Genomic DNA, 12,581 nt, shown 5'->3' on the forward strand with positions numbered 1-12,581 from the left:
CCTGATACCAAAAAGCCCCCGGCCAAGGCCGGGGGCTTTTGTATTTGGAGCGGGGAGTGCCTAGCTGGCAATCGCCATGCGGTTGGCATTGAGCGTTTCGCGCAGCCGCATGAAGTCGAGCGGCTTCTGGTGAATGTGGGGCTGTTGCAGCCCCATCAGTTCGGCGCTGCGCTGGACCATAAGCAGGGTTTGATCATCCTGTCCGCTGACGATGACAATCTTGCCCTGGTAGCGATGCTCGGCGAGCAGGCGAAACAGCTCGATGGCATCGACATGGGGCATGGAAATATCGACCGCCATAACGTCTGGCCGCAATGCTGCGACCAGATTGATGACGCCACGGGAATCCGAGGTGGCGAAGGCTTCGTAGCCGCAGCGCTCCGCTACCCGCACGATTAGTTCGGCTGAGGCGACATCATCGTCGACTGCGAGCAGCCTCAATGGTTGAGCCATTCTTGCCTCCACTACGCCGCAGCGCTTGAGCTGGCGGTTGCCGGGCGCGTTGCGTCCTGCTGGCCTTCATGGCCCAGACGATATTCAAGGTCTGCATCGCGCATGGCCTTGGCCAGGATCTTGACGACCTGATCGATGTCTTCCTGGGTGTGGGACGCCATGACCTGGAAGCGGAAACGGGCGCCGCCCTGCGGCACGGCGGGATATTCGACCAGGTTGGCAATGCCCCCCAGCGCCATCAGATGACGCGAGGCGAAACGGCCGACGCCTTCCAGACCGAGGCGAACTGGCACGATAGGCGATGGGTCGCCCAGTGTTTCCAGACCTGCACGCGTCAGCTCGGCGCGCAGATAGAGAATGTTGTCCATCAGCTTGCGACGCAGGGTCCGGCCTTCCTCGGAGCGCACAATGTTCAGTGCGGTGAGCACTGTCGCGGCCTGAACGGGCGAGAGTGCGTTGGAGAAGGTGTGGGTGGCGCTGTAATATTTCAGATATTCAGCGGCCGCGCGCGTCTTGACGGCGATGAAACCGCCATTGGAGCCGAAGGTCTTGGAGAAGCTGCCGATGATGATGTCGGCGCTGTCCATGGCGTTCTGCAGGCCGAGATGGCCCAGGCCATCATCACCGATCGAACCCAGATCGTGGGCGCAATCGACCAGCAGGGTTGCTCCGTACTGATCGCACAGGGCGCGCATGGCAGCCAGGTCCGGCGTATCGGAGTGCATGGAGAACAGGCTCTCGGTGACCACCAGAATGCCGTTCTGCTGATCGGTGTTACGAATGCGTTCAAGCTTGCGTGCCAGGGCGTCGAGATTGAGGTGTCCGTGGTAGTGAATGTTCTGTGTGGCTGCCTTGGCACCTTCCTGCAGGCAGGAATGGGCGAGAATGTCGAGAATGACGTGGTCATTGCCGCGCACAAAGCCCTGCACCGAACCATATCCAGCGGACCAGCCGGTCGGGTAGAGCACGATTTCACGCCCGCCCAGGAAGGATGAGAGACCCTGTTCGAGCAGCAGCGAGTTGGCTGTGTTGCCCAGCAGCGCTGCAGAGCCCGCGCTATGCACACCATATTCGCTGATGGCGTCGATGGCGGCCTGCTTGATGGCTGGGTGCGAGGACAGGCTCAGATAATCCTGACTGGCGAAATTGATTCCCGAGAAACTGGTGCCGGCATCGCTTTTGGCCTCGCAACGCGCCTGAGGTGCTGTTGAGGTTGAGCGGGCATATGGCCACAGATCATGGCTGCGGCGCAGGTCCTGCCAATCATAGAAGCCCGTTACACGCTCCATCAGATCTGCACCTTCTGGCGCCCGGAAATCACGCAGGCTGCCCGCCAAAGCGGCTTCTGGAACTGACTTGAAATCTTTAGACATCGACGCTCTCCACGTAGACCTTTCTGGTCCTTCTGGAGGCCAAACTACTTTGGCTACTTGAAAAGCAGCTTAATCGTTGCGGTATATTTTGTATGACCGAACGCGGTGCAATTTTGCTTACGCTGAATGGTAAATACGATTTGAATACTTCGTAACTGGACGGTTGGACTCACGCAAAATTAAGTGCTGCCGGTCCATTCTAGGCTCATGAACACTCAGTCTGGGTCCGGCCTGCTTTCCCTGGTCAACGGGTTTGTCGACCGCGCCATTGGTGCGGCAGACCTGCCCACGGCGGTGCGCCAGAAGCTGCTGCGCCAACAATTGAACTCGGTCAGCAAGATGACACCGGCCATGCTGGCGAGCACGGTCGTGGTCTCGGTGGTGTTTCTGCTGCTGACCTGGGGGACCGCCCGGTTCTGGCCGATGGCTGTTACGCTGGCCGCAATCAATATGCTGCAATTGCACGCAAGCTATCTGGCGTGGAGCAACCCCAATCTGAGCCTTGAGAGCAAGCCACATAAATCGGTGGTGCGCACAGTGCTTTATGCGCTGCTGCTGGGCACATTGTGGGGTGTGGTGTTCAACATCATCCCGGTCGATCTCAATTCAACGGTGCGCGGCGCGGCCACGATTGGCGCGGGTGGCCTGTTGTGCATCTCGATGATGGCCCTGGTGAATTATCCCCAAGCGCTTGCGGCCTTTACGATCCCGCTGATCGTGGGTGCACTGGGCACGGTAGTAGGCATGGATTCCACGCCTGATGTCTGGGTGCAGGGTGTACTGCTGATGGCGTTTACTTCCATCATGGTGGGCATCACCTTCAACCATGCCTCGGCCTTTGTGGCTCATCGCGCATCTGAAGCGCTGCTGCTGGAAAAGCGCGAGATCATCGGGTTGCTGCTGCGCGAGTTCGAACAGGCGGCTTCGGACTGGGTGTGGGGCTTTGATGCAGACGGCTCCATCAACCGGCTTTCGAGTGGCTTCACCACAGCAACAGGCGTGGATGAGGACGATCTGGTGGGCGCTGATTTCGTGCATTTCATGCAGTGCATCACGCCGCCCAACGATACGCTGGTGGCGCAGCTTGAACGCGACGTAAGTGATCGCAAGACATTTCAGGATATCGAGTTGCGGGTCACCGCCGCAGGCGTTGAGTGCTGGTGGGCGCTGACAGGCAAGCCAGCCTTTGACGACGCCGGAGTCTATCTGGGTTATATCGGCACCGGTTCTGACGTTACCGCCCGCAAGCTGGCGGAGCGGCGGATCACCATGCTGGCGCATCATGATCCGATGACCGGCTTGCTCAACCGGAACAAGTTTACCGAACAGCTCAATAGCTGTGTCGCCCGCCTGGAGCGCTACGGCGCGCCGTTCACCGTGATGTTCCTTGATCTGGACCAATTCAAATCGGTCAATGACAGTCGCGGGCATATGGTTGGCGACCGACTGCTGGTAGAGGTGGCCAAGCGGATCGATGAGCTGGTGCATGAGCCCGATCTGACGGCCCGGTTGGGCGGTGATGAATTTGCGATCATCCTGCCCAATAGTGGCGATAGCGAAATGGTAGCTCGGCTGGCTGATCGCCTGATCGCCGAGATCAAGCGCCCTTTCATCATCGAAGGTGAAGAGGTTGTCATCGGCATGAGCGTGGGCATTGCCATGGCGCCGTTGAGCGGCACGCGCCCAGACCAGATCTTGCGCAATGCCGATCTGGCGCTCTATCGGGCCAAGGATGACGGTCGCTCGGTCTATCGCTTCTTTGAAAGCCAGATGGACAGTGACGCCCGTGAACGGCGCCTGCTGGAAGTGGAACTGCGCGACGCTATCGGCAATCGTGAACTGGTCCTGTACTACCAGCCGCTGGTTTCGGCCGAGAGCGAAGAACCGGTAGGCTTTGAGGCGCTGATCCGCTGGAACCATCCGATCCGCGGGCTGGTGCCGCCGGTGGAGTTCATCCCGGTGGCTGAGCACTCGAACCTGATCGTCGACATTGGCGACTGGACTATCGAGCAGGCCTGTATGGCGGCGTCGACCTGGCCGGAGCATCTGACCGTGGCGGTGAACCTGTCGGCCAAGCATTTCCGGCGATCAGACATTACGCAGGTGGTGCAGAAAGCGCTGGCCATGTCGGGTTTGGCACCCAAGCGGCTGGAGATCGAAATCACCGAGGGTCTGCTAATGGAAGACCCAGAAGAGGTTGTGGCCAAGCTTGGTGAATTGCGCGCACTGGGCGTCAGCATCGCCATGGACGACTTTGGCACCGGCTATTCAAGCCTGAACTACCTGCTGAAATTCCCCTTCGACAAGATCAAGATCGACCGCTCGTTCGTCAACGCATCGAGCGGCGACGAAGTGGCACGCGATATCCTCAAGGCGATTGCTTCGCTCGGGCGCACGCTCAAGCTCAAGATCACCGCAGAGGGCGTTGAGACACGCGAGCAGGCAAGCTTCCTGACAGAGATAGCCTGCGATCAGTTGCAGGGCTTCTTCTTTGCCCGGCCGCTGGACCCGGTCGAGTTGCCCCACTACCTGCTGACCCGCTTCCCCGGGCGCGCCGAAGCGGTGACCTCCGAAGCACAAGCGCGGCTGGCAGCCATCGCCAGCTAGTCTTCGAGCAGATAGCCACCCGCGCGGGCAGGCAGGATTTCGTCGCCGACAATCTTGGCAATGGTGGCGCCGCGCCTGACGTATTTGGCGGTGACCATTGAGAGCACAAACCCGTCGGTGCCGGCCAGAATGGGTTGGCGTGCCATAAAGGCCTCGGGCCCATCCATGGCGATGAGATCGGCGATGGGCTGGCCCTTCTTGACGCGGTCGCCCAGCTCCACCCGATAGGCGAGCAGGCCCGGTGCCTCGGCACGCAGGACTTCGGTTGCCTCGAATGGGGTCGGAGCGGGTGCTGCAGCGGGTGTGGTCCCGGCATCCGCCGCAATCAGGCCGCGCCCGGCGAAAAAGCCGAACAGTCCCGCCGCATCGACCTGACCAACGCTGTCATAACTATCGGCGCGCCCGCGATATTCCAGTGTTGCGGTTTCAGCCACCGCCGGGATGGGGTGATCCGGATTGGCAAGCTGAGCCTTGCGATAGAGCGATGGGAGCACCTCGTCGAACGAGCCGCCACCGCTGTCCTCGGCGGTCAGGGTGGCGGCAACCCCCATCCAGTCGGCCAGATCCTGAAGGCCGGGCATCAACTCGGGTGAGGTGAAGATGTGCTTGAGGCTGTGATCATCGCAGTGCAGGTCGAGCACGATGTCGGCGGTGGTCGCAGACTTCATGACCAGCAGCCGCAATTGCTGGATGGCCGATGCGGGACGCTGGCTGTCGAGCCAAGCTGCGACGGCGGTGCGGATTGTCTGAATGTTGGCTTTGGGGTCGCTGCCAAGCTTGCCTGCAATGGCGTTGGCTATCTGAGGATAGAGGTCGGGCCAGCGGCGGTTGTAATTGACGCCCGTTTCAATGTCGTAGCGCCCGACGTGGTTGCGCAGGGCATAGGTGGCCAGGCCCAGCGGGTTGACCGAGGGGTAGATGGTGAAATGCGCCCTGAGCTGGCCGGCAGCGTCCGCATCGCGCAGTTTTGGCAGCAGGTGGTGCAGCGCCATGGTGCCGGGCTGTTCGTCAGCGTGCAGCGCGGCCTGGAGGTGTACGCGCGTGGCCGCGTCAGCAGGACCGGCTGTGTACCAATAGAGCGTGGTGGCAGCGCCGGGTGTGTCGCCGCTCAGCGTGGTGGAGTGCAGTTCAAAAGCCATTGGAGTTCTCTAAGGAGTGAGGCTGGCGAGCTTGTCGGCCATGGTCTGCGGTTTGTCGGTACGGGTTGAAAACGCCATGGTGCAGAAAGTGCGCTCAATGCCCATTTCGGTGAGGCGGGCGCAGCAGGCCTCGATCAGCGCACTGACCTGGGCCATCTCGCCCTCGATATTGGTGCCATTGGCATGCATGACATGAACCAGGCCAGAGGCCTCGATAATGGTCTGGATTTCCCGGACATAGGTCGAGACAGAGGGCCCCACACCCATGGGGACGATGCAGAAATCGGCGATAATCTTCATGAGGCTAACGCATCCATTTGGGGGCAAAACGCATGCTGGGGGCGGCCGGCATGTGCCGCATAAGGCGCTTATAGATCAGGCCGAACAGGAAGAAGATGACCAGCGACACAGCTAGGAAATAGAGCGCCGCGACCGAGAAATGCAGGAAGGCATTATAGTCGCGTTCGAACAATTCCTTGGCTGTGATCATCACATCCTTTTGCATGCCGATGACCGGCAAAGCGAAATAGACAATGGCAGTGGCGTGGAACAGGAACACCACCTCGTTGGTATAGGCAGGCCAGGCCAGCCGGATGAGATTGGGCCAGACGACCTGACGGAATTGCTGGCGCCGGCTCATGCCATAGGCGCGGGCTGCTTCCACCTCGCCGCGCGGCACGGCGCGCAGGGCGCCATAGAATATTTCGGCGGTATAGGCACTGGTGTTTAGCACCAGAACGAGCGGGCCGATGAACAGCGGGTGCAGCACGAACCATGACACACCCAGGGGCTTCCATACCGCCAGGTTGAACGAGAGCGTGAGCGAATAGATCATGAAGAACTGGATGAAGAGCGGTGAGCCCCGAAAGGCGTAGATATAGCCGCGACTGAGCCGTGAGATCAGCGGATTGTCAGAGGCCTTTCCCAGCGCCAGAAAGATGGCCATCACAAAACCAAGCGGGATGGAGGCGACGGCGAAATAGATGTTGAACACCACGGCGGGCGCAAACAGCACGATTTCCTGGAGGAAGCGCTCCATTATCTGGCCTCGTTGAGAATGCCGCGACCGGCGCGGTTCATGAGTGCACCGAAAGCCTTCTCGGAGACCAGCGTGACCAGAATATAGAAAACGAACAGCACCAGATAATAGCGCCAGCGCCAGTCCTCATGTACCAGACCAACGGTGGGCAGGAAATTCGGCGCGCCCAGGCGATCGGCCCAGAGCACGATGTCGGCGATCTGCAGCAGTGAGAGCAGCGATGTTGCCTTGACGATCAGCATCCAGACATTGGACAGGCCGGGCAGGGCGTAAACCCACATCTGGCGGATATGGACGCGCCACATTACCTGGGCCAGGGACATGCCATAGGCGCGAGCGGCTTCCAGCTGGCCTTTGGGTACTGCGCGCATGGCGCCGTGAATGACATTGGTGGCGAAGGCGCCATAGACGATGCCCAGCGAGACCGAGGCCAGGATCAGATATTCAGGGGTGCCCAGAAACCAGTTGGCTTCCTTGCAGGGCGGCCAGGCCGCTGATTGCAGAGCGATTGCCTCGGGGGAGCAGACCTGTGTGGCCAGAAACCACTCAACGGCCTGTTCGAAGGCGAGCGGGAAGAACAGAAAGAACAACACGTCGGGGACGCCGCGGACGATGGATGAGTAGGTCGAACCGATCAGGCGCAGGGGCCAGAACTGAGAATTCTTCAGGGTCGCGCCGATCAGGCCGAAGACCACGGCGAGCGTGCCGCCAAAGAGTGCTGCAAAAATGGTGAACTGAAAGCTGGCGTACCAGGTCAGATGCTTGCCGTTGGTGAGATAGTCCAGCCAGAAGGCGATGTCGTCGCTCATGGGCTGATCCAGCGGGGCATGGAAGGGGGCATGGATGGGCTTTCAGAAAATCCGGGGTGGGTGTTGAGCCCACCCCGGCAAGTGCTTTAGTCGGCGAAGTACGGGCCACGGCCCTCGAACCACTTGGCGATCAGTTCGTCGACGGTGCCGTCCTTCTTGAGGGCGGTCAGGGCGTCGTCAAACTTGCCCTTGAGGTCAGCTTCGTCCTTGCGGATGCCGCCACCAACGCCGCTGCCGATCATCACGTCTTCGCCCACGAATTCGAAAGCGCCGCCGGATGCTGCAACGACGGGCTCAAGATAGGCGCCGTCGGCCAGGATGGTGTCGAGATTGCCAGCGCCCAGATCAGCCATGGCCTGATCGGCGGTGCCGAAGGAGACGATGGTATTGTTGGCGCCGAGGTTTTCTTCGGCATAGGCAGCCTGGATAGTGCCGCCCTGAACGCCGACGCGCTTGCCTTCAAGTGCGCTGGGATCAATGCCCGCGCCGGCTGCCGCGATGTACAGCGACGGATCGGGTGGGAAGTAGTTCTGGGTGAAGTCGATGGTTTCCAGACGTTCTTCGGTAATCGACATACCGGCCATGATCACGTCGTAGTTGCCAGCGAGCAGGTTGGGAATGATGGAGTCCCAATCGTTGATGATGAATTCGCAGGAAAGTTCGGCCTGTTCGCAGATGGCATTGCCCAGGTCGATTTCGAAGCCAGCGGGTGCGCCGCTATCATCGAGGAAGTTCCAGGGGGCATAGGCACCCTCGGTGGCAATGCGCACCGTTTCCTGTGCCTGGGCAGTCGTGCCGAGCGCCAGAAGCGCGGCGGCTGTGAGAATGAGCTTCTTCATCTTGTTTCTCCGTTGAATGTTGCTCTGCGTGTGCCCGTTGACCGGGACTTGTCGCCTAGTCGTGGTTGGCGGCATTGAGAAATTGTTTGAGGCGGGCGGATTTGGTGGCGCTGAAGACCTCGTCGGGCGTGCCTTGCTCTTCAATGGCGCCCTTGTGCAGGAAGATCACGCGATCCGAGACGGATCGGGCAAATTCCATGTCGTGGGTGACCAGCACCATGGTGCGGCCTTCGTCAGCCAGCACCTTGATGACGCGCAGTACCTCGACTTCGAGTTCGGGATCGAGTGCCGAGGTCGGTTCATCAAACAGCATGACGCGCGGATTGATGCACAGGGCGCGCGCGATCGCGGCGCGTTGCTGCTGGCCGCCGGAAAGTTGTGCGGGATAGGCGTCGGCTTTGGCACCAATGCCGACCTTGTCGAGCATGGCGCGAGCCTCGGTCTCGACCTCGTCGCGCGCGCGCTTCTGGACGATCAACGGCGCTTCCATGACGTTTTCGAGAATGGTCAGATGGGCCCACAGATTAAAGCTCTGGAACACCATGCCCAGCTCGGAACGAATGCGACGGATCTGGTGCTCGTCGGCAATCTGGCGATGCGGATGGGTGCCGCGCAGCTTGATCTCTTCGCCGTCAATGCTGACCACGCCACTGTCGGGTATTTCGAGCATGTTGATACAGCGCAGAAGAGTCGACTTGCCTGAACCGGACGAGCCGATCAGCGACACGACTTCGCCCTCATTGGCAGTGAACGAAATACCCTTGAGCACTTCAAGCGTGCCGAAGGATTTGTGCAGATCGCGGATCGCCACAACTGGCAATTTGTCCGCAACTACAGCGGTAGCTTGCGCCATTTTCACCCAATAGCCTGCATAGCGCAGACGTTTCCTGACCGGCGGTTGCCTTATTGAGACTGGCAATCTTGACCGTCCTCAACAAAAACAGAAGCGGGGCAGATAGCAAGCGCGAATTCGCCGTGGCAGGGCGGTGATCGGTATTGTATCGCATGACAATGGCGTCAACGGACGGGCAGGCGATGTTCTTTGTGGTTTCAAAATTGTTCTGGCTAGTCGCACAACCGATCAGTATCTGCGCCCTGTTGGTGCTGGCGGGCGGTGTGCTGGTGGCATGGCGCCGCGTCCGATGGGGGCTGGCGCTTGGCGGGCTCGGGTTGAGCGTTCTGGTGGTGAGTGGATATACCACACTGGGCGCCTTGCTGATCGGACCGCTGGAAAACCGCTTCGAGCGCCCCGCGCAAATGCCGGTTTCGGTATCGACCATCATCGTGCTGGGTGGTTCTACGGTGGGGCGCGTGAGCGGTGCGCGCGGCGTTTCAGAACTCAACGAAGCAGGCGATCGTCTGGTCGCGGCAGTCTATCTGGCTCAGACCTATCCGGCGGCCAGAATTGTGCTGAGCGGTGGCACGGGCCTGCTGACGCAGGGTGTCGAGGCCGAGGCGGTGACGTCGGCGCGATTGCTGGCGGATCTTGGGGTGCCGGCCGATCGGTTGGTGCTTGAGACGGCGTCCCGCAACACGATTGAAAACGCCGATCTGACCCGCGTCATGCTGGGCGAGGTGAATGGGGCAATCATGCTGGTGACCTCGGCCTTTCATATGCCGCGCTCGGTGGCGCTGTTTGAGAAAGCTGGGCTGGAAGTAATTGCTTGGCCAACGGACTATCGCAGCACCGGCGCGGAAGGCTTTGGCCTGGACCTGGCCAACCCGGTGTACAATTTTTCCAATACCAGCGTGGCGATCCGGGAGTGGGTCGGCTTGCTGGTTTACGCGGCGACCGGCCGGATCGACACAGTTTTCCCCGGTCCATCGGTCTCACCTACCACATAAGGTTCGGCCCCGCCGATGGGCGAGGCCGAAACAGGGTGTCAGGATGGTCTGTGGCTAAGTGCGGCGAATGAAACCAATGACCAGCGAGATGACCAGGAATGCCAGAAAAAGAAAGAACAGGATCTGGGCGATACCGGCGGACGCGCCGGCAATACCACCGAAGCCCAAGATGCCGGCGACCAGTGCGATCACCAGAAAGACGAGTGCATAGTACAGCATGAAAAGCTCCTCTGAATACGTGTTGGTTTTACAACGGACGAGGGGTTTTCAGGTTCCGTATAACAGCAAAAAGGGCCGGAAAACCGGCCCTTCTATTAATGCGTTGGGGTTGGTGTCAGGCTGCGGCGCGTGAGCCCTCATCAAAGAACAGCGCCTGGCTGATCAGTGCCTTGACCATGTCCGGGTTGAACGGCTTGGTGACCAGGAAGGTTGGCTCTGGCCGCTCGCCGGTCAGCAGGCGTTCCGGGAAGGCGGTGATGAAAATCACCGGCACCGCATGGGTGTTGAGAATGTCGTTGACCGCATCAATACCCGAGCTGCCATCGGCGAGCTGAATATCGGCCAGGATCATGCGTGGCTGATGCTTGGCGAACAGGTTGACTGCTTCCTTGTGGGTGCGTGCAACGCAGACGACCTTGTGTCCAAGGCTTTCAACCAGCTGTTCAATGTCCATGGCGATCAGTGGCTCATCTTCGATGATCATGATCTCGGTGGCGACCTGGCGCGAGATTTCGACGGATGCTTCATCGATGAGCTTGGCGAAATCGTCTTCGCTCACATCGAGAATTTCGGCGGCCTGCGGGTGGGTGAAGCCTTCAACGGCGACCAGCAGGAAGGCCTGACGTGGGCGGGGCGACAGATTGGCCAGATTGCTGGCGGCACGCTGTTCCCAAGCATAGCTGGAAATGGGCTCTGGCACCTGCACCGCTGAAGAAGAAAACAGTGCGGAAAACAGTTTATAAAGCGCGATGCGATCATTGCTGGCTTCGGGAAAAAGCGAAATGTCGGCGATCAGTGCTTCAAGGGTGGCGGCGACGTAGGCATCGCCGGAGGTTTGCGACCCGGTTACCGCCCGGGAAAATCGCCGCAGGTAAGGCAGGTGCGGCGCGATCCGCGTGGACAAAGACATATATCAAACTCCCAGTGACGCTTTAGGCTCGTGCTTCCACGAATTTACACAACGGGGCGGCAAAACAAAAGTTCCGGCCCTTGCGGAACTTTTTTGAATGTGGCGCATTGATCAAGCAAATCTAACGATTCAACCGATCTGACGGTCGCGGTAGGCATGGAAAAGGACAAACTTTTGACCCAGCAACGTATGCGGACGCAGGCGGCGCGGGCAGATGATGGGCTGGGTCCGAATACGGATATCGGCAATCGTCTGCGGGCGCTTTATGGAGCTGTTCAGGACGAAGGTGTTCCTGATCAGCTTCTCGACCTGCTCGAAAAACTCGATAGCGCTGAGCAGAACCAGGCAGCCAAAGCCAATTCTTCCAGAGACGGAGAGTAACGGCATGACCGCCGAACCGACGTCTTTCAAGCGCGAAATGCTTGCGACATTGCCCAGCCTGCGCGCTTTCGCCGTGTCGCTGACAGGCAAGCACGACAAGGCCGACGATCTGGTGCAGGACACCGTGATGAAGGCCTGGGCGAAGCAGACCAGCTTTGAAATGGGCACCAATATCAAGGCTTGGCTCTTCACTATTCTGCGCAATGAATTCTACAGCCAGATGCGCAAGCGGGGCCGTGAAGTCCAGGATAGCGATGGCGCGTTTACAGAGCGGCTTTCGGTGCATCCAGCACAGTACGGCTCGATGGACATGCAGGACTTCAAAAAGGCGCTGAGCCAGTTGCCTGACGATCAGCGCGAAGCGGTGATCCTGATTGGTGCCTCGGGCTTCTCCTATGAGGAAGCTGCAGAGATCTGTGATTGCGCTGTGGGCACAATGAAGAGCCGGGTCAGCCGGGCCCGGACGCGCCTGCAGGACATTCTCAAGATTGTCGGCGAGTCTGACTATGGTCCCGATGCCGTTTCGGCTCAGGTTACGACGCACAATCACTCGTTCTAGGGAGCCGGGCAATCGCCCGGGCCACGGAGCGGCGAAAATCTTCCTCGATCATCGGTTTGATGATCACAGGAATATCAGGAAAGTCCGGATGGCCATCGATCAATGCGCTATCGGATGAATTGAGAACCACAGACGTTCCAGACTGCAGCAGGCCGGTGAGCAATTCATCGGTCTGCGCGCAATTGCGAACACACTCGATGATCGCCAGATCAATCGAGGGCCAATCCGGTTTGAATCGATTGGCTTCAGCAGCAGAGCGAGCCAGCAGCAATTGACCTGCGGACAGGTCTTCCAGCATGGCTTGAATATCGAATGCGATTAGAAACTCTGCCTCGACGATGAGGACAGTCTGGCCGCTGAGCATGTCTTCTTTCACCATCTAAAAATGATTGAATGGACCGCGAAGGC

General features: G+C 59.5%; 15 protein-coding genes. 4 read left to right on the forward strand and 11 right to left on the reverse strand.

The features are described 5' to 3' along the window. Positions 1 to 60: 60 nt before the first annotated feature. Both AC0L37_RS03125 and AC0L37_RS03130 read right to left on the reverse strand, forming a co-directional pair. Positions 61 to 453, reverse strand: coding sequence for a response regulator (locus AC0L37_RS03125; protein WP_212656996.1), 393 nt, complete (start codon positions 451 to 453; stop codon positions 61 to 63). A gap of 11 nt (positions 454 to 464) precedes the next feature. Beyond that, the gene (locus AC0L37_RS03130; protein WP_282222033.1) at positions 465 to 1,826 is read right to left on the reverse strand and encodes an aminotransferase class I/II-fold pyridoxal phosphate-dependent enzyme; all 1,362 of its coding nucleotides are present in this window, start codon (positions 1,824 to 1,826) and stop codon (positions 465 to 467) included. Positions 1,827 to 2,033: 207 nt separating this feature from the next. On the opposite strand from AC0L37_RS03130, the gene AC0L37_RS03135 reads away from it, so the two are divergent. Continuing rightward, positions 2,034 to 4,433 (forward strand): putative bifunctional diguanylate cyclase/phosphodiesterase, encoded by a 2,400-nt coding sequence (locus AC0L37_RS03135; protein WP_282222032.1) that lies wholly within the window; start codon positions 2,034 to 2,036, stop codon positions 4,431 to 4,433. On the opposite strand, the gene AC0L37_RS03140 is transcribed toward AC0L37_RS03135, so the two are convergent. The 6 genes from AC0L37_RS03140 to AC0L37_RS03165 form a co-directional block, all read right to left on the reverse strand. Continuing rightward, entirely contained in the window at positions 4,430 to 5,572 is a 1,143-nt protein-coding gene (locus AC0L37_RS03140) for a succinylglutamate desuccinylase/aspartoacylase family protein (RefSeq protein ID WP_282222031.1), read from the reverse strand. The genes AC0L37_RS03135 and AC0L37_RS03140 overlap by 4 nt on opposite strands. 9 nt (positions 5,573 to 5,581) lie before the next feature. Next, a complete protein-coding gene (locus tag AC0L37_RS03145; RefSeq protein ID WP_212657000.1) occupies positions 5,582 to 5,872 on the reverse strand; it encodes an MTH1187 family thiamine-binding protein in 291 nt (96 codons plus the stop codon). 4 nt (positions 5,873 to 5,876) lie between these two features. Continuing rightward, a complete protein-coding gene (locus AC0L37_RS03150; RefSeq protein ID WP_282222030.1) occupies positions 5,877 to 6,611 on the reverse strand; it encodes an ABC transporter permease in 735 nt (244 codons plus the stop codon). Continuing rightward, positions 6,611 to 7,420, reverse strand: coding sequence for an ABC transporter permease subunit (locus tag AC0L37_RS03155; RefSeq protein ID WP_282222029.1), 810 nt, complete (start codon positions 7,418 to 7,420; stop codon positions 6,611 to 6,613). The genes AC0L37_RS03150 and AC0L37_RS03155 overlap by 1 nt, the downstream gene beginning before the upstream one ends. 86 nt (positions 7,421 to 7,506) lie before the next feature. After that, complete coding sequence (locus AC0L37_RS03160) at positions 7,507 to 8,259, reverse strand: transporter substrate-binding domain-containing protein (protein WP_212657003.1); 753 nt, start codon at positions 8,257 to 8,259, stop codon at positions 7,507 to 7,509. 55 nt (positions 8,260 to 8,314) lie between these two features. Further along, the gene (locus AC0L37_RS03165) at positions 8,315 to 9,112 is read right to left on the reverse strand and encodes an ABC transporter ATP-binding protein (RefSeq protein ID WP_282222028.1); all 798 of its coding nucleotides are present in this window, start codon (positions 9,110 to 9,112) and stop codon (positions 8,315 to 8,317) included. A gap of 152 nt (positions 9,113 to 9,264) precedes the next feature. On the opposite strand from AC0L37_RS03165, the gene AC0L37_RS03170 reads away from it, so the two are divergent. Then, a complete protein-coding gene (locus AC0L37_RS03170) occupies positions 9,265 to 10,104 on the forward strand; it encodes a YdcF family protein (protein WP_282222027.1) in 840 nt (279 codons plus the stop codon). 54 nt (positions 10,105 to 10,158) lie between these two features. On the opposite strand, the gene AC0L37_RS03175 is transcribed toward AC0L37_RS03170, so the two are convergent. Together AC0L37_RS03175 and AC0L37_RS03180 are read right to left on the reverse strand one after the other, a co-directional pair. Next, positions 10,159 to 10,323, reverse strand: coding sequence for a DUF1328 domain-containing protein (locus tag AC0L37_RS03175; protein ID WP_212657005.1), 165 nt, complete (start codon positions 10,321 to 10,323; stop codon positions 10,159 to 10,161). Positions 10,324 to 10,438: 115 nt separating this feature from the next. Beyond that, complete coding sequence (locus AC0L37_RS03180) at positions 10,439 to 11,233, reverse strand: response regulator (protein ID WP_212657006.1); 795 nt, start codon at positions 11,231 to 11,233, stop codon at positions 10,439 to 10,441. Between the two features lie 156 nt (positions 11,234 to 11,389). Between AC0L37_RS03180 and AC0L37_RS03185 the strand changes: the two genes are divergently transcribed. After that, positions 11,390 to 11,614, forward strand: a complete 225-nt coding sequence (locus AC0L37_RS03185; protein WP_269371097.1) for a NepR family anti-sigma factor — start codon at positions 11,390 to 11,392, stop codon at positions 11,612 to 11,614. A 4-nt stretch (positions 11,615 to 11,618) separates the two neighbouring features. Then, positions 11,619 to 12,173, forward strand: a complete 555-nt coding sequence (locus AC0L37_RS03190; protein ID WP_212657007.1) for an RNA polymerase sigma factor — start codon at positions 11,619 to 11,621, stop codon at positions 12,171 to 12,173. On the opposite strand, the gene AC0L37_RS03195 is transcribed toward AC0L37_RS03190, so the two are convergent. Next, positions 12,148 to 12,552 (reverse strand): response regulator, encoded by a 405-nt coding sequence (locus AC0L37_RS03195; RefSeq protein ID WP_282222026.1) that lies wholly within the window; start codon positions 12,550 to 12,552, stop codon positions 12,148 to 12,150. The genes AC0L37_RS03190 and AC0L37_RS03195 overlap by 26 nt on opposite strands. Positions 12,553 to 12,581: the final 29 nt, after the last annotated feature.

The sequence above is a fragment of the Devosia sp. J2-20 genome, from assembly GCF_055808475.1.